This is a genomic window from Ramlibacter albus (assembly GCF_014297445.1).
Taxonomy (GTDB): Bacteria; Pseudomonadota; Gammaproteobacteria; order Burkholderiales; family Burkholderiaceae_C; genus Ramlibacter; species Ramlibacter albus.
This window is the reverse complement of sequence record NZ_JACORU010000008.1, coordinates 236,149-253,379: the sequence shown is the minus strand read 5'-3', so window position 1 is coordinate 253,379 and position 17,231 is coordinate 236,149. Positions and strand designations below refer to the sequence as shown.

At 68.9% G+C, this 17,231-nt stretch carries 9 protein-coding genes; 5 read left to right on the top strand and 4 right to left on the bottom strand.

The features are described 5' to 3' along the window. Positions 1–113: 113 nt before the first annotated feature. From H8R02_RS21305 to H8R02_RS21295, 3 genes are read left to right on the top strand one after another with little or no spacing between them, the layout of a single operon-like run. On the top strand, positions 114–626 hold the full coding sequence (locus H8R02_RS21305; protein WP_187083497.1) for an ATP-binding protein: 513 nt from the start codon (positions 114–116) through the stop codon (positions 624–626). Beyond that, positions 623–1,042, top strand: a complete 420-nt coding sequence (locus H8R02_RS21300; RefSeq protein WP_187083496.1) for a response regulator — start codon at positions 623–625, stop codon at positions 1,040–1,042. The genes H8R02_RS21305 and H8R02_RS21300 overlap by 4 nt, the downstream gene beginning before the upstream one ends. Then, on the top strand, positions 1,042–2,853 hold the full coding sequence (locus H8R02_RS21295) for a sensor histidine kinase (RefSeq protein WP_187083495.1): 1,812 nt from the start codon (positions 1,042–1,044) through the stop codon (positions 2,851–2,853). The genes H8R02_RS21300 and H8R02_RS21295 overlap by 1 nt, the downstream gene beginning before the upstream one ends. Before the next feature lie 25 nt (positions 2,854–2,878). Here H8R02_RS21295 and H8R02_RS21290 read toward each other — a convergent pair whose 3' ends face one another. Then, on the bottom strand, positions 2,879–5,326 hold the full coding sequence (locus tag H8R02_RS21290; RefSeq protein ID WP_187083494.1) for a response regulator: 2,448 nt from the start codon (positions 5,324–5,326) through the stop codon (positions 2,879–2,881). 164 nt (positions 5,327–5,490) lie between these two features. On the opposite strand from H8R02_RS21290, the gene H8R02_RS21285 reads away from it, so the two are divergent. Continuing rightward, positions 5,491–5,709, top strand: coding sequence for a hypothetical protein (locus tag H8R02_RS21285; protein WP_187083493.1), 219 nt, complete (start codon positions 5,491–5,493; stop codon positions 5,707–5,709). A gap of 2 nt (positions 5,710–5,711) precedes the next feature. On the opposite strand, the gene H8R02_RS21280 is transcribed toward H8R02_RS21285, so the two are convergent. The 3 genes from H8R02_RS21280 to H8R02_RS21270 all read right to left on the bottom strand — a co-directional run bounded on the left by H8R02_RS21280 (position 5,712) and on the right by H8R02_RS21270 (position 14,940). Then, entirely contained in the window at positions 5,712–7,403 is a 1,692-nt protein-coding gene (locus H8R02_RS21280) for an ATP-binding response regulator (protein WP_187083492.1), read from the bottom strand. 9 nt (positions 7,404–7,412) lie between these two features. Further along, positions 7,413–14,558: a HAMP domain-containing protein gene (locus H8R02_RS21275; protein WP_435531294.1), complete on the bottom strand. Its 7,146-nt coding sequence runs from the start codon at positions 14,556–14,558 to the stop codon at positions 7,413–7,415. 163 nt (positions 14,559–14,721) lie between these two features. Then, a complete protein-coding gene (locus H8R02_RS21270) occupies positions 14,722–14,940 on the bottom strand; it encodes a hypothetical protein (RefSeq protein WP_187083490.1) in 219 nt (72 codons plus the stop codon). 155 nt (positions 14,941–15,095) lie between these two features. Here H8R02_RS21270 and H8R02_RS21265 point away from each other — a divergent pair, with 155 nt between their 5' ends. Next, positions 15,096–17,126, top strand: coding sequence for an ATP-binding protein (locus H8R02_RS21265; RefSeq protein ID WP_187083489.1), 2,031 nt, complete (start codon positions 15,096–15,098; stop codon positions 17,124–17,126). Positions 17,127–17,231: the final 105 nt, after the last annotated feature.

Sequence of the window (17,231 nt, the reverse complement as noted above, 5' to 3'; positions counted from 1 at the left end):
GTCTCATGCGGGCAATCGAGTTGCCAGCGCCGTTGGCAATCACCACAGGGGCACGGAAGTCCGATTGCTACCTCAGCACTCGGCCAAAGCAGCGTCAAGTGGGAGGATGCCCAATGAGCGCCACCCTCGACGACCTGCTGGCCTTCATCGACATCGGCGGGGGGCAGTTGCAGTTCCGCCAGGTCTGCGTCGAGGGACTCGCGCGCAGCGTCCTGCAGCGGCTCCTCGCCGCCGAAAACGGGCCCGTCGAGTTGCGTATCGATCCGCTGCCACCCTGCTGGGCGGACGCGGGCCTGCTGGAGCTGGTGCTGCGCGAGCTGCTGGCCAATGCGCTCAAGTTCAGCGCGGGCACGGCGCCGCGGCGCATCGCCGTGGGTTGCGAGCCTGCCGCCCCGGGCCGCTGCGTGTACACCGTCCAGGACAACGGCGTCGGCCTCGGCGGGCACCATGCCGGGCAGCTGTTCAAGCTGTTCGGCCGCTTGCACCCGAGCGGCACCTACGAAGGCCGCGGCGCGGGGCTCGCCAAGGCGAGCCGCGCGGCGCAGAAGCTGGGCGGCCGGCTCGGCGCGCGGCCGGCGGCGGGCGGCGGCGCCACCTTCGTGCTCGACCTGCGGGCTGCGCCATGACGCCCGACGCAAGCGTGCTGGTCGTGGAAGACGACCCGGCGGCTGTCGAGCTGCTCGAGATGGCTTGCCGCGCGACGGGCCTGCAGTGGTCCATGCACGTGGCGGGTGACGGACCCGAAGCGCTGGCGCTGCTGCACCGGATCGGCACTTGCCCAGCCCTGCAGCCTGCCCTGGTGCTGCTGGACCTGTGCATGCCTCGCATGTCGGGCGTCGATGTGCTGCGTGTGCTGCGCGGCGATGCGCGCACCCGCGGCCTGCCCGTCGTGGTGTTCAGCGCCTCCGACCGCGAGTGCGACCGGCGCGACGCGATCGGTGCGGGCGCCTCGGCCTTCGAGACCAAGCCCATGCGGTTCGCCGACCTGTGCCGGGCCGTGGAGCGGCTCGACCGCGAGTGGCTGCTCGGCGGGCGCCCGTGATGCGCGTGCCCCGACCCGCACTCGCAACGGCCGCGCTCGATGCGTGGAACCGCCAACCCGTCAGGCGGCAACTGGCCGCACTTGTCGTCGCGACGGCGCTGCCTTTCGTCGCGCTCGTCGCCCTGCTCCTCTACCTCGGCGCGAAGGAAGTCGAGACGCGCACGCTCGCCGCCGCCGCGGCCGAGGCCAGGGGCATGGCCGTGCAGGTCGAAGCCTCGCTGGCCGGCTCGCGCCGCGCGCTCGAGGCGCTCGCGGTTCTGGCCCCGGTGCAGAAGATGGACCCGCGACGCTGCGACCCCGCACTGGCGGCCGTCGCTGCGGGCGGCCAGGGCATCGTGCAGATCGCGCAGGTCGACCTCGCGGGCAACGCGTTTTGCCTCACGACACGGCCCGGAGCCACCGTTGCGGTCGCCGACCGCGAATGGTTCCGGCAGGCCATGGGCGAGCGCGCCTTCCGCCTGGGCGAACCCGTGGTCGGCCGCGCCAGCGGCAAGTGGGTGGTGACCGCCGTGCAGCCGGTTTCCAACCCGAACGGCGACCCTGCCGGCCTGCTCGTTGCCGGCATCGACCTGGAGGCTCTCGTCGCGGCAACACGGCACCTGCTGCTTCCCGAGGGCTCCGTGAGCACCGTCATCAGCGCCCGCGGCGTGGTCATTTCCCGGTCGCACGACAACGAGCTGTGGGCCGGCCGCGATGTCTCCACGCATCGGCTCTTCGCGCGGCAGCGGCTGCTGGGCGAAGGCGAGCTGGTTGCGCAAGGGCTGGACGGGGTGCAGCGCGTGTACGCGGTCCGCACCCTGCCGTCGACGGGCTGGCTGCTGTCGGTCGCCATTCCGGTCGATGCGCTTGCGGGGCCGGCATCGCGCCGCCTGCGCGGCGCCATGCTCGTCTCCCTGGTCGTGCTGCTCGGCGGGCTGGGCGTTGCCGCGTGGATCGGCAACGGCCTGGCTCGCCCGCTCGTGCTGCTGGCGGCCGCTGCGCAGGCGATGGCCGACGGCTGCCACCCGGATGCGCTGCCGGAACGGGGGGCGCGCGAACTCGCCGTCGCTTCGCGGGCGTTCAACCACATGCAGGCGAGCCGCGCGGCGGCCGAGGCGTCGCTCGCGTTGCGCAACGAGCAGCTCGACGCCGCCAACAAGGAACTGGAAGCCTTCTCTTATTCCGTGTCGCACGACCTGCGCGCTCCGGTCCGCGCGATCGACGGCTTTTCGCTGGCGCTCGCGAACGGCCATGCGGCGGGCCTGGACGCGCAGGGGAAGGCCTGCGTGCAGCGCGTGCGGGACGCGACGCAGCGGATGGCGTCGCTCATCGACGACATGCTGGCGCTGTCGCGGTCCACGCGGGCCGAGGTCCATGTGGAGCCGGTCGACGTGAGCGCCCTGGCCCGCTGTGCCGCCGGCGAGCTGCTCGCGGGCGTGCGGGACGCGCCCCTCGTCGGCATCGCGGACGGCGTGACTGCCATGGCCGACAGCCTGCTGCTGCGATCCGTGCTGGACAACCTGTTCTCCAACGCGATCAAGTTCACCGGCCGCACCGAAGGCGCGCGGATCGACTTCACTGCGCAGGTCGATGCGGGCCAGGTCGTCTGCACCGTCCGCGACAACGGCGCCGGCTTCGACGAGGCATTTGCCGCCAACCTTTTTTCGCCGTTCTTCCGCCTGCATCGCGCCACCGAGTACCCGGGCAACGGCATCGGCCTGGCCACCGTCAAGCGCATCGTCGGGCGCATGGGCGGCAGGGTCTGGGCGCACGGGCGGCCCGGGCGCGGAGCGAGCTTCTCGTTCTCGCTGCCGGCGGCACCGGCCGCGTGACGGCCGCCGTGCGTGTGGGCCCGGCTCAGGCGGCCGCCGGCACGACGTCGCGCTCGAATCTCTCGCGCAACGCGTCGCAGCGGGCGGCGAGCCACTGGAGCGACACATCGGCCGGCGCACGCTCCACGGCCCGGGCTTCGTCCGCCGCCTGCGGGAAACCATACATGCGCAGCGAGCCGGCGAGCTTGTGCGCAAGGCGGCGCGTCTCGTCGCCATCACCGGCACGTGCCGCTTCGCAAAGCGCGGCCAGCAGCTCACGGCGCGATGCGATGAACCCGGGAAGCTCCGCGCGCACATCCGCGTCAAGCGCCGGTTTCGGCGCGAGGCCGAGCACGCGCAGCAAGTCCTCCAGCGCCGCCGGCTTGACCAGGTAATGGTCGAACCCCGCCTGCGCGCACTGCCGCCGGCTCACGTCGTCGTCGCGCGCCGAGAAAGCCACCACCACGCTCGGCTTGTCGCCGCGCTCGCGCTGCAATTGCCGCAGGCGCCCCAGCGTCTCCAGCCCGCCCATGATCGGCATCTGGAGGTCCATGAACACCACGTCCGGCCGCTCGCGCGTGACGCAGTCCAGCGCGGCGCGGCCGTTCACGGATTCGGCAAGGCGCAGCGGCAGGTGCGCCAGCATCGTGCGCAGCACGAGCAGGTTGTACGGGTCGTCGTCGACCAGCAGCACCGACGCAGCCGCACGTGCCGCGGACACCGGAGCGTCCCCTTGCGCCGACAACTCGGGCGCGACGAACGCGGGCAAACGGGAAGGCACCAGGAGTGACGCACCCATCGGCGCGGCAGCAGGCGCCGCGGGCAGCGTCAGCAGCAGCGTCGTGCCCTCCTCGCCCGTGGCCATCTCCAGCTCGCCCTGCTGGATGCGCGCCATCAGCCGCGCCGAGTACGCGCCCAGCCCCGTGCCCGCGGGTTTGCCGAAGGTCGCGTACTTCTCGAAGAAGCGGGTGCGCACGGCCGCAGCCACCTGGCCCGCGTTGTGCACTTGCACCGAGACGCGGGAGTCCTGCAGCACGCCCACGCGGATGCGCACCGCCTCGCCATCCGGCGACGCCTCCAGCGCGTTCTTCGCCAGGTTCGCGAGGATCGAGTAGCAAAGCAGTTCCTCGCCCAGCGCGCACGCAGCACCGACAGGCGCTTCGACCTCGATCGCCACCTGCTTGCTCTGCGCCTGGCTGCGCAGCTCCTGCGCCACCGTGTGCGCAATCGCCACCAGGTCCACCGCCTGCGCCCGCACCTCGTACCCACCGGCCTCCATGCGATGCAGGTCCAGCGACAGGTTCACCATGCTCAGCACGCGCATCGACGCGCGCTCCACCATCGACAGCAGCTGCTCGCGCTCCTCGGGCGTGCGCGCCTCGCGCAGCAGCCGCGGCACGGCCGCGATGCTCGCCAGCGGCGCCTTCAGGTCGTGCCGCGCGATGCGCTCCACGTCCTCGCGGATGCGCACCGCCTCGCGCAGCTGCGCGTTCTGCGCCTCCAGCTGCGCGGCCTGCCGGCGCACCTCCTCGTGCGTCGCCAGCAGCTGCTCCTGCGCCTCGATGCGCTCGGTGATATCCATGAAGGACGCGATGTACTCGCGCACGCGGCCGCGGCCATCCGTCACCACGATCGCTTCGCTGTGCACCCACACGGTGGCGCCGCTCACGTGCAGCAGGCGGAAGTCGTCCGGCGGCATGTGCACCACGCTGCGCGGCTTGCCCTTGGTGCGCAGCTGTGCATGCATCGCGGCCTGCACGCGCTCGCGGTCGTGCGGGTGCACGAAGTCGAAGAAGTCCCAGCTGCGCGAGTCCTCGTAGGTGCCGCGGCCCAGGATCTGCCGCAGCCGCCGCGAGAAGCCGTACGTGCCGTTGGCGTGCCACTCCAGCGTGCCCGAGTGCGTGCCGCGCACGATCAGGTCCAGCCGCTGGCGCTGCTCCACCTCCTTGCGCTGGCGCGCGTCGGCGATGAAGGAGAAGATGTTGGTGAACAGCACCGTCAGCGCCATCGTCGCGGCCACGCGCACGGTGACCTCCGGCCCGAGGTGCATGTACGCCATGGGAATCGCAAGCAGCACGATGGCCGCGTTGAAGGCGTTCGCCATGCGCCGCGGCAGCGCGAAGTGGATCAGCAGGATGGCCGCGTAACTCCACAGGATGCCGACCAGCCCCTGCTCGTACATCGCGGTGCCCAGGGCCACGAGGGTGGGCAGGAAGATGCTGCCGGTGGGCAGCAGTTGCCTGCGGCCCCGTACCGTCGACCACGCGTTGGCGAGCAGGCAGGCCATCACGAGCGCCGCCGCCACGCCGATGACGGTGCGACCCTGGTTGAAGTTGTGCAGCGAGAACGGCAGCAGGAAGAGCGCGCCCGCCACCGCGAGCGCGACGAAGACACGCGGCCCGTAGGCCCTGACGAACTCCGCCTTCAGGTCGGGCGCGGCGGGTTCGGTGCGCTCGGGCACCAGCTCGGAAAGCGTGGAGGTGTAGATGCTCACGGCCGTCTCGCGAACCGTGTTGTACCTGCATTCCGTGATGTCGTGTGCGCAGCGCCTCCGGGCGGCTCCGGACGGTCGGTGTTGTCGGCCGGCTCCTACAGGGCTATCGGACGGCTCCGGCTTCCGCCGCGGCTTCTCGTTACATCCAATGTGCGTTGTTACGCATGGAAGAAACCCCCAACACCGTCGAGGCGTGGAAAAACGCCGACGCCCTCGCCCGCGCCGCGGAGTCCCGCCTCAAGGATGCGTGGGAAGCGCATGCAAACGGCGGCCCCCCGCCGACCGAGAGCCTGATGAACGAAGTCAAGGCGCTGCGCGAGGCCGCCAACGAGAAGCTCAGTGCCGCGATGGCCCGCATGGGCTCGACGGGGCACGCCCGCTGAATTCAGCCGCGCCGGGCGTCCTGCGCACCGCCCGGCCGGCGCATCACCCCGTCGAGGATGGCCACGAGCCCCGGCACGTCCACCGGCTTGACGAGGTGCTTGTCGAAGCCGGACTCGCGTGAACGCGCCACGTCGCCTTCCTGCCCCCAGCCGGTCAATGCGATCAGCGTACGCACGGGCCCGCCGGGCTGCTGGCGGATGCGCTTGCACGCCTCGTAGCCATTGAGCTTCGGCATCCCGATGTCGAGCACGACGACATCCGGGTCGAACTGCGGACAGGCGTTGACGGCCTGTTCGCCGTCGTACACCAGCCGCACCTCGTGCCCGAGCATCCCGAGCAACGCGCCGAAAGTCTCCGCCGCGTCGCGGTTGTCGTCGGCGACCAGCACGCGCAACGCGGGGCCGTTGCGCGAGAGCACCTGCTCGGCCTCTTCCGAGTGCGGCACTTCCTGCGACAGCGGCAGCTGCACGAGGAAGCGGCTGCCGCGGCCAAGGCCTTCGCTCTGGGCCTTGATCGAGCCGCCGTGCATGCGCACCAGCCGTTCGGTGAGCGCGAGGCCGATGCCCAGGCCCCCGCGCGAACGCGACAGCGCGGACTCCACCTGCGAGAACATCTCGAACACCCGTTCGAGGTGGTCCGGCGGGATGCCGATGCCGGTGTCGCGCACGCTCACCACCACGCCGCCTTTTTCCAGCAGCACGGCCACTTCGATGCGCCCGCCAGGGTCGGTGTACTTCACCGCGTTGTTCAGCAGGTTGACGAAGGCCTGCGCAAGGCGTGTGCGGTCCGCGTCGACCGCGACGGTGCGATCCGGCAGCAGGGTCACCAGCTCGTGGCGTGCGGCCGCAGCCAGCGGCCGCACGGATTCGATCGCATCGGACAGCACGTCGTTGAGCGACACGATCTCGCGCTTGAGCTCGATGCGGCCCTGGCTCACGCGGCTCAGGTCCATCAGGTCGTCGATGAGGCGGCTGAGCGCCACCACCTGCCGGTCCACGACGGTCGTGGCCCAGGTTACCGACTTCGGGTCGGCGCCCTTGATCTTGAGGACCTCGATCGCGTTGCGCACCGGCGCGAGCGGGTTGCGCAGCTCGTGTGCCAGCGTCGCGAGGAATTCGTCCTTGCGGCGGTTGGCTTCCAGCAAGCGCATCTCGCTCGCCTGCAGTTCCGCCGTGCGCTCCGTCACGCGCCGGTCGAGCGTCTGGTTCAGGTCGGAAAGGCGCGCCTCGGCGTTGCGCCGCTCGCCGATCTCGCCCAGCAGCATGCGGTTGGCCTCTTCCAGCATGCGGCCCTTGCGGTGCAGCTCGGCGAACACCGCCACCTTGCTCTTGAGCACCGCCGGGTTCACCGGCTTGTGCAGGTAATCGACCGCGCCGGTGCCGTAGCCCTCGAGGATGTGCTGGTCCTCGTTGTAGTAGGCGGTGAGGAAGATGATCGGGATGCGCGCCGTCTTCCTGCGCTCCTTCACCATCGACGCCAGCTCGAAGCCGGACATGCCCGGCATGCGCACGTCCAGCACCAGCACCGCGAACTCGTCGGCCATCAGCGCCAGCAGCGCCTCCTCGCCCGAGGTGGCGCGCACGAGGCGGTAGCCCGGGTCGTCGAGCACCGTTTCCAGCACCGCGAGGTTGCGCGGCTCGTCATCGACGATGAGGATGTTGACCGGCGGCTCGGCGGAGGCGTTCTCGCTCATGGCGCGCTCCTAGCGGAACAGCCACACCCGCATCAGCGAGAGCAGCTGGTCCGTGTTCACCGGCTTGGAGATGTAGTCGCTCGCGCCGGCGTCGAGGCACTTCTCGCGGTCGCCCTTCATCGCCTTGGCGGTCAGCGCCAGGATCGGCAGCGTGCGGAACGCGGCGTCCTTGCGGATCTGCCGCATCGTCTCGTAGCCGTCCATCTCCGGCATCATGATGTCCATCAGCACCATCTCGATGTCGGGCGAAGTCTTCAGTATTTCGATCGCCTGCTTGCCGTTGGTGGCGCTCACCACCTCCACGTCGTGGTTCTCCAGCACGGACGTGAGCGCGAAGATGTTGCGAGCGTCGTCGTCCACCACCAGCACCTTGCGGCCGTGCAGCACCTCGCCAGAGTTGTGCAGCTTCTCCAGCATGGCCTGCTTGTCCTGGGGCAGCTCGGTCACCACGCGGTGCAGGAACAGCGCCGTCTCGTCCAGCAGGCGCTCGGGCGAGCGCACGTCCTTCAGCACGATGCTCTTGGCCATCGTGTTCAGCTGGCCCTGCTCCTCGTCGGAGAGCTCCTTGCCGGTGAACACCACCACCGGGATCGACGCGAGCCGCGGCTCGGTGCGCATCTTCTCCAGCAGCTCGAAGCCGCTCATGTCGGGCAGCTTCAGGTCCAGCACCACGCAGTCGAAGGGCTCCTTGCGCATCGCGGCCAGCGCCGCCTCGCCGCTGCCGGCGGAGGCGATGTCGATGTCGTCGTAGCCGAGCAGCTCGATCACGGCGTCGCGCTCGATGGTGTTGTCCTCCACCACCAGCAGGCGGCGGGTGCGCGGGTGGGTGAAGTCCTTCAGTTTCGAGAACGCGGCTTCGAGGCCCGCGGTCGTGGGCTCCTTCAGCAGGTATGCGAAGGCGCCGTGCGACAGGCCGTGCTGGCGCTCTTCCTCCAGCGTGACGATCTGCACGGGGATGTGCCGCAACTGCGGGTCCAGCTTGAGCTGGTTGAGCACCGTCCAGCCCAGCATGTCGGGCAGGAAGATGTCCAGCGAGATCGCCGAGGGCCGGTACTGCCGCGCGAGCGACAGGCCGAGCGAGCCCTTCATCGCCACGAGGCCCTTGAAGCCCTTGTCGCGCGCGAGGCCCAGCAGGATGCGCGCGTAGTGCGGGTCGTCCTCGATGATCAGCAGCACCGGGTCGCCGGGCTCGATGCTCTCGCGGTCGTCCGCCACGTGCTCCTCGCGCGCGACCGGCAGCGCCATCACAGGCACCGCGGGCGCGTCGTCGCTGCTCTTGGTCTTGCGCATCACCGTGGACGAATCCGGGCCCTGGTAGTGCAGCGGCAGGAACAGGGTGAACGTGCTGCCCTGGCCGTGCACCGACGACAGCCGGATCTCGCCGCCCAGCAGCACCGCCAGCTCGCGCGAGATGGCCAGGCCCAGGCCCGTGCCGCCGTACTTGCGCGACGTGCCGGCGTCGGCCTGCTGGAACGCCTCGAAGATCAGGCGCTGCTTGTCCGGCGGCACGCCGATGCCCGTGTCCTCCACCTCGAAGGAGATCACGTTCTGCGTCTGCGAGAGCACCGGGTGGTCGGCCGACCAGCCGCCCTTCGCATAGCCCACCCGCACCGCCACATGGCCGTGCGACGTGAACTTCATCGCGTTGGACAGCAGGTTCTTCAGGATCTGCTGCAGGCGCTTGGGGTCGCTGTCCATCGAGCGCGGCAGGTCGTCCGCGAACTCGATCACCAGCGGGATGCTCTTGGCGTCGGCCACGTGGCGGAAGTTGCGGTCGATGGATTCCTTCAGGCCGTTGAAGGAGATCTCCTCCACGTCCACCGTCACCGTGCCGGACTCGATCTTCGACAGGTCCAGGATGTCGTTGATCAGGTTCAGCAGGTCGGAGCCCGACGAGTTGATGTTGCGCGCGAACTCGATCTGCTTGGGGTTGAGCGTGCGCGGCGCGTTCTCGGCCAGCTGCTGCGACAGGATCAGGATGGAGTTCAGCGGCGTGCGCAGCTCGTGCGACATGTTCGCCAGGAACTCCGACTTGTACTTGGACGTGAGCGCGAGTTCGGAAGCCTTCTCTTCCAGCGCGCGGCGGGCCTGTTCCACTTCGGAGTTCTTGCGCTCCACCTCGGCGTTCTGCTCGGCCAGCAGGCGCGCCTTGGTGCCCAGCTCCTCGTTGGTCTGCTGCAGCTCGATCTGGCGGGCCTGCAGTTCCACCGTCAGCTCCTGCGATTGCTTGAGCAGGCCTTCGGTGCGCATCGTCGCCTCGATGGTGTTGAACACGGCGCCGATCCCCAGCGACAGCTGGTCGAGGAAGTTCAGGTTGACCGGCGAGAACGGGTGCAGCGAGGCGAGCTCGATCACGGCCTTGGTCTGGTTCTCGAACAGCACCGGCAGCACCACCACGCTGACGTGGCGCGCATCGCCCAGGCTGGAGGTGATGGTCACGAAGTCCGACGGCGCGTCGGTCAGCAGGATGCGGCGGTTCTCGATGGCGCACTGGCCGACGAGGCCCTCGCCCATCTGCAACCGGGACGGCAGCGCGAGGTGCCCGCCCTGCGCGTAGGAGGACAGCAGCACCAGCTCGTTGCGGCCGTCCTCGAACTGCGTGGTGTGGTAGATCGAACCCTGGTGCGCGTTGACCAGAGGCGCCAGCTCCGACAGCAGCGTCTTGCCCACGGTGGACAGGTCGCGCTGGCCCTGCATCATCGACGTGAAGCGCGCCAGGTTGGTCTTCAGCCAATCCTGCTCGCGGTTGCGCTCGGTGGTCTCGCGCAGGTTCGAGATCATCGTGTTGATGTTGTCCTTCAGGTCGGACACCTCGCCGCGCGCTTCCACCTGGATCGATCGGGTCAGGTCGCCCTTGGTCACGGCCGTCGCGACCTCGGCAATGGCTCGCACCTGCGTCGTGAGGTTCGCGGCGAGCAGGTTCACGTTACCCGTGAGGTCCTTCCACGTGCCCGCGGCGCCCGGCACGTGGGCCTGGCCGCCCAGCCGGCCCTCCACGCCCACTTCGCGCGCGACGTTGGTCACCTGGTCGGCGAACGTCGCAAGCGTGTCGGTCATGTTGTTGATGGTGTCGGCCAGCGCCGCCACCTCGCCCTTGGCCTGCACCGTCAGGCGCTGCGACAGGCTGCCGTTGGCCACGGCCGTCACCACCTTCACGATGCCGCGCACCTGTTCCGTGAGGTTGGACGCCATGAAGTTCACGTTGTCCGTGAGGTCCTTCCAGGTGCCGGCCACGCCGGGCACCTGCGCCTGGCCACCCAGCTTGCCTTCGGTACCCACTTCTCGGGCCACACGCGTCACCTCGGACGCGAAGCCGTTGAGCTGGTCCACCATCGTGTTGATGGTGTCCTTCAGCTCCAGGATCTCGCCCTTCACGTCCACCGTGATCTTCTGGTTCAGGTCGCCGCGGGCCACGGCCGTCGTCACTTCGGCGATGTTGCGCACCTGCGAAGTGAGGTTCGCGCCCATCGTGTTGACCGAGTCCGTGAGGTCCTTCCACGTGCCCGCCACGCCGGGCACCACGGCCTGCACGCCGAGGCGGCCTTCGGTGCCCACTTCACGCGCGACGCGGGTCACTTCGGATGCGAACGAGCGCAGCTGCTCCACCATCGTGTTGATGGTTTCCTTCAGCTGCAGGATTTCGCCGCGCACGTCCACGGTGATCTTCTTGGACAGGTCACCGTTGGCCACGGCCACCGTCACCTCGGCGATGTTGCGGACCTGGTTTGTCAGGTTCGACGCCATCGAGTTCACGTTGTCGGTCAGGTCCTTCCACACGCCGGCCACGCCGGGCACCTGCGCCTGGCCGCCCAGCTTGCCTTCGGTACCCACTTCACGCGCCACACGGGACACTTCGGAGGCGAAGGCCGAGAGCTGGTCCACCATCGTGTTGATGGTCTCTTTCAGCTGAAGGATTTCGCCCTTCACGTCCACCGTGATCTTGCGGCCCAGGTCGCCCCGCGCGATGGCGGTTGCCACGTCGGCGATGTTGCGAACCTGGTTCGTGAGGTTCGAAGCCATCGAGTTCACGTTGTCGGTGAGGTCCTTCCACGTGCCCGCCACACCCGGCACGGTCGCCTGACCACCCAGCTTGCCTTCGGAACCCACCTCGCGTGCCACACGCGTCACTTCGGACGCGAACGAGCGCAGCTGGTCCACCATCGTGTTGATGGTTTCCTTCAGCTCGAGAATCTCGCCGCGCACGTCCACGGTGATCTTCTTCGAGAGGTCGCCGTTGGCCACGGCGATCGTCACGTCCGCGATGTTGCGCACCTGGTTGGTCAGGTTGGACGCCATCGAGTTGACGTTGTCCGTGAGGTCCTTCCACGTGCCGGCCACGCCGGGCACCTGCGCCTGGCCACCGAGCTTGCCTTCCGTACCCACTTCACGGGCCACGCGCGACACTTCGCCCGCGAAGCCGTTGAGCTGGTCCACCATCGTGTTGATGGTTTCCTTCAGCGCGAGGATTTCGCCCTTCACCTCCACGGTGATCTTGCGCGAGAGGTCGCCCCGCGCAATGGCGGTTGCCACGTCCGCAATGTTGCGCACCTGGCCCGTCAGGTTGGACGCCATGAAGTTCACGTTGTCCGTGAGGTCCTTCCACGTGCCCGCCACACCCGGCACCGCCGCCTGGCCGCCCAGCTTGCCTTCGGTACCCACTTCGCGCGCCACCCGCGTCACTTCGGAAGCGAAGCCGTTCAACTGGTCCACCATCGTGTTGATGGTGTTCTTCAGCTCCAGGATTTCGCCTTTCACTTCCACCGTGATTTTGCGCGACAGGTCGCCCTTCGCCACGGCCGTCGTCACCTCCGCGATGTTGCGCACCTGGCCGGTCAGGTTGTTCGCCATCGAGTTGACGTTGTCGGTCAGGTCCTTCCACGTGCCGGCGACGCCGCGCACCACGGCCTGGCCGCCCAGCTTGCCTTCGGAGCCCACCTCGCGCGCCACGCGCGTCACCTCGGAGGCGAAGCCGTTCAACTGGTCCACCATCGTGTTGAGGGTGTTCTTCAGCTCCAGGATTTCGCCCTTCACGTCCACCGTGATCTTCTTGGAGAGGTCACCGTTGGCCACCGCGGTCGCCACGTCCGCGATGTTGCGCACCTGCGCCGTGAGGTTGGACGCCATCGAGTTCACGTTGTCCGTGAGGTCCTTCCACGTGCCGGCCACGCCGGGCACCTGCGCCTGGCCACCGAGCTTGCCGTCGGTGCCCACCTCGCGCGCCACGCGGGACACCTCGCCCGCGAAGCCGTTGAGCTGGTCCACCATCGTGTTGATCGTGTTCTTCAGCTCCAGGATTTCGCCGCGCACGTCCACGGTGATCTTCTTGGAGAGGTCGCCCCGCGCGACGGCCGTCGTCACCTCGGCGATGTTGCGCACCTGCGCCGTCAGGTTGCCGGCCATGAAGTTCACGGAGTCGGTCAAATCCTTCCACGTGCCGGCGACACCCGGCACCGCGGCCTGGCCGCCCAGCTTGCCTTCGGTACCCACCTCGCGCGCCACGCGCGTCACTTCGGAAGCGAAGCCGTTCAGCTGGTCCACCATCGTGTTGATGGTGTTCTTCAACTCCAGCACCTCGCCGCGCACGTCCACCGTGATCTTCTTGGAGAGGTCGCCGTTGGCCACAGCGGTGGTCACCTCGGCGATGTTGCGCACCTGGCCCGTGAGGTTGGACGCCATGAAGTTCACGTTGTCCGTGAGGTCCTTCCACGTGCCGGCCACGCCTTCCACCGCGGCCTGGCCGCCCAGCTTGCCCTCGGTACCCACTTCACGCGCGACACGGGACACTTCGCCCGCGAAAGCGTTGAGCTGGTCCACCATCGTGTTGATGGTCTGTTTCAGCTGCAGGATCTCGCCCTTCACCTCCACGGTGATCTTGCGCGAGAGGTCGCCCTTGGCGATGGCGGTCGCCACGTCGGCGATGTTTCGCACCTGGCCCGTGAGGTTGGAGGCCATGGAGTTGACCGAGTCGGTCAAGTCCTTCCACGTGCCCGCCACGCCCGGCACGTGGGCCTGGCCGCCGAGGCGGCCTTCGGTACCCACTTCGCGCGCCACGCGCGTCACTTCCGAAGCGAAACCGTTCAACTGGTCGACCATCGTGTTGATGGTTTCCTTCAGCTCCAGGATCTCGCCCTTCACGTCCACCGTGATCTTGCGCGAGAGGTCGCCGCGCGCCACGGCCGTCGTCACCGTCGCGATGTTGCGCACCTGCGAGGTGAGGTTGTTGGCCATCGAGTTGACGGAGTCCGTGAGGTCCTTCCACGTCCCCGCCACACCCGGCACCACCGCCTGGCCGCCGAGGCGGCCGTCGGTACCGACCTCGCGCGCGACCCGCGTCACTTCGGACGCGAACGAGCGCAGCTGGTCCACCATGGTGTTCGTGGCTTCCTTCAGCTGCAGGATTTCGCCGCGCACGTCCACCGTGATCTTCTTCGACAGGTCGCCGTTCGCCACGGCGATGGTGACGTCGGCAATGTTGCGCACCTGCGCCGTCAGGTTGCCGGCCATCTGGTTCACGGAATCCGTGAGGTCCTTCCACACGCCCGACACGCCCTTGACCTGCGCCTGGCCGCCCAGCTTGCCCTCCGTGCCCACCTCGCGCGCGACGCGGGTTACTTCGGACGTGAAGACCGACAGCTGCTCGATCATGCTGTTCACCAGCTTGGCCGAGCGCAGGAACTCGCCCTTGAGCGGCCGGCCTTCCACCTGCAGTTCCATCGACTGGCCGAGGTCGCCCTTGGCCACCGCGCCGATCGTGCGCGCGATGTCGGTCGTCGGCCGCACGAGGTCGTCGATCAGGGTGTTGAGCGAATCCACCTGCTCGGCCCAGCCGCCCATGGTGCCGGGGGCCGAGATACGCTGCGCAAGCCGGCCTTCCTTGCCGACGTTGTTGGACAGCCGCGCGGCCTCGTTGGTGATGCGCTCGGCGTTCGCGATGCAATGGTTGAACGCCTCCGCGATGTTCGCATCCGTGCCGCTCCAGGTAACGGGCAGCCGCATCGAGAAATCCCCGTTCGCGAACGCGCGCAGCGCCGCGAGGATGTGCCGGGCCTGCGCCTCGGCGGCATCGACGGTCTGGATGGGGCCCAACGGGGGCGTATGTGTCGCACGGGATGTTTTCTTCCGTGCAACCGGAGCCGTAACTGCTTTGTCCATCATTTCCGCCTTGCTCGATCTTCACGCTAGTGTCGACGTGAAATTCCGATAAGCGCGTAGGACGGCGCCCACACGTGTAGGCGCGAACCCGTGAAAAAGGCGGGGGTTGCGCGGGTTGTGTACGGATGGGCTACATGTGCGTGTTATTGCACTGTTCGGCAATGGCTCAGCCACGCGGCTGCCGCGGAAGCAGGCGGTGAGCCACGGCAATCTCATCGGGAACCCGGTCCAGCTGGGACAGCAGGAACGTGCCCTGCCGCAGGATGCCCTGCTCTTCCCACTCGCAATAGGCATAGTCGCCCGAGATCGTGCGCACAGTCAGCAGCGCGCTGCTGCCGTGCAGTGCGACTACCTGGCCTGCCTTGATCGATGCCGGATGCTCCACGCTTCCGATCCTAGGCAGGCGCGCATGCAGCACACATCCGGCGGCGGCCCGTTGCGCCGTAGGACGTTGACACGGGCGCGGACAGACGGCGCCGCCGCCGCGCACTGTCGAACTTTCCGGACAGGGCGGCCCGCTGAGGCTGCCGACAATTCCCCATGCTCGAACGCCTCGCGCGCCTGTTCCACCGCGACAAACGTCGGCTCGAGACGCGCCTTCAGCTCGCCCTGAAGGCCGGCGGGATGGCGGCGTGGGAATGGGAAGTGCCCACCGGCCGGCGGTGGTGGTCCAGCGAGATGTTCGTGCTGCACGGCCGCAACCCGAAGGACGGCCTGCCGGATGACTACTACGACCTGGTGCACCCGGACGACCGCGAGCGCGTGCGGTCGGTCGTGAGCGCGACCGTCAAGGCCTGCGCGGACCACAGCGTGCAATACCGCGTCGCGTGGCCCGACGGCTCCTGGCACTGGCTCGAGGCGGCCGGCACGACACTGTGCGACGACGACGGCGGGCCCGAACTCATGACGGGCGTGTGCGTGGACATCGACGAACGCAAGGCGGACGAGAACGACCTGAAGTTCCTGGCCGAGGCGAGCACCGAGCTGGCCGCGCTGACCGACTACCCGCACACGATGCAGCGCATCGCAAGGCTCGCGGTGCCGAACTTCGCCGACTGGTGCGCGGTGGACATGGTCGAGGGCGACCGGCTCAAGCGGGTGGCAGTGGCTCACGTGGACGAGAGCAAGGTTCGGCTCGCGCTCGAACTGCACGAGCGCTACCCGCCCGAGCCGGGCGACCCCGGCGGCGTCTGGAACGTGGTGCGCACGGGCCGCCCGGAACTCGTGCCCGTGATCACGCCGGAGATGCTGGCGGGCGTGAAGGACCCCGAGTTCCGCGAGCACCTCCTCGCGCTGGGCCTGCACTCGTACATGGCCGTGCCCGTGGTTGCGCACGGGACGGTGCTGGGCGCGATCACGTTCATCACCTCGGAGTCGCGCCGGGTGTTCTCGCAGCGGGACCTGGTGCGGGCCGCCGACCTCGCGGCCCGCGCGGCCGTGGCCATCGAGAACGCGGAGCTGGTGGAGGCGCTGCGGCGCTCCGATGCGGCGAAGGACACCTTCCTCGCCACGCTTGCCCACGAGCTGCGCAACCCGCTCGCGCCCATCGTCAACAGCATCGCCCTGCTCGAGCGCGCGGCCGACCCCGCCCGCATGCTGCCGCAGGCCCTCGGCGTGATGCGGCGGCAGACGGCGCACCTCACTCGGCTGGTCGACGACCTGCTCGACGTGGCGCGCATCAACTCGGGCAAGTTCGAGCTGCGCCGCGAGCTGGTGGACCTGCGCGACGTCGTGCGCGCCGCGGTCGAGAGCTCGCAGCCGCTCATCGACCGGTGCCACCACACGCTTGCGGTGGAACTGCCCGGCGCACCGGTGCCGGTTCGCGGGGACCCGGTGCGGCTGGCGCAGGTGGTCGCCAACCTCCTGAACAACGCCGCCAAGTACACCCCGGAGCCCGGCCGCATCGTGCTTGCGATGACGCTGCACGAGTCGCATGTGGAGATCGAGGTATCGGATACGGGCCCCGGCATCCCGCCCGAATTGCTGCCGCGGATGTTCGAGCTGTTCACGCAGGGCGCGGGTGCCGCGCCGGCGCGAAACGGCGACCAGCACGGCCTGGGCATCGGCCTCTTCCTCGTGAAGTCGCTCGCGGAGATGCATGGCGGCCGCGTTTCCGCGGAAAGCGGCGGGGCGGGCACGGGCACGCGGTTCGTGGTGTCGCTGCCGCTGTCCGAAGAGGCGGCAACGCAGGCCGCGCCGGTTGAGGGTGGCGCCGCCACAGCGCCCGCCAAGAAAGTGCTGGTCGTCGACGACAACGTCGACGCGGCCGAGACGCTCGCGCAGCTGCTCGGTTTCCTCAACCACGAGCCGCGAACCGCGCACGACGGTGCGTCGGCGCTGGAGGCCTACGAGGAATTCGGGCCCGACGTGGTGCTGCTGGACATCGGCCTGCCGGACATCGACGGCTACGAAGTCGCGCGGCGCATCCGCAGCAAGGGCGACGGCGCGGACGTGCGCCTCGTTGCGCTGACCGGCTGGGGCCAGAAGGAAGACAAGCGCATGGCCGCCGAGGCGGGCTTCGACGACCACTGGACCAAGCCGCTGGACCCGGCCAAGCTCGAATCGCTTTGAGGCCCTAGGAATTTTCCTAGGCGGCCTAGGAATGGCGGCAGCGGCGATTCGGACTCCTCCGAGCCGCCGTTTCAGCCGCCACCGATGTTGCGAAAAGCTTGCGGC

What these genes read in the sequence shown, in the direction of transcription:
- H8R02_RS21305 (WP_187083497.1), top strand. Translation starts at nt 114, where the DNA reads ATGAGCGCCACCCTCGACGACCTGCTGGCCTTCATCGACATCGGCGGG.
- H8R02_RS21300 (WP_187083496.1), top strand. Translation starts at nt 623, where the DNA reads ATGACGCCCGACGCAAGCGTGCTGGTCGTGGAAGACGACCCGGCGGCT.
- H8R02_RS21295 (WP_187083495.1), top strand. Translation starts at nt 1,042, where the DNA reads ATGCGCGTGCCCCGACCCGCACTCGCAACGGCCGCGCTCGATGCGTGG.
- H8R02_RS21285 (WP_187083493.1), top strand. Translation starts at nt 5,491, where the DNA reads ATGGAAGAAACCCCCAACACCGTCGAGGCGTGGAAAAACGCCGACGCC.
- H8R02_RS21280 (WP_187083492.1), bottom strand. Translation starts at nt 7,403, where the DNA reads ATGAGCGAGAACGCCTCCGCCGAGCCGCCGGTCAACATCCTCATCGTC.
- H8R02_RS21275 (WP_435531294.1), bottom strand. Translation starts at nt 14,558, where the DNA reads ATGATGGACAAAGCAGTTACGGCTCCGGTTGCACGGAAGAAAACATCC.
- H8R02_RS21265 (WP_187083489.1), top strand. Translation starts at nt 15,096, where the DNA reads ATGCTCGAACGCCTCGCGCGCCTGTTCCACCGCGACAAACGTCGGCTC.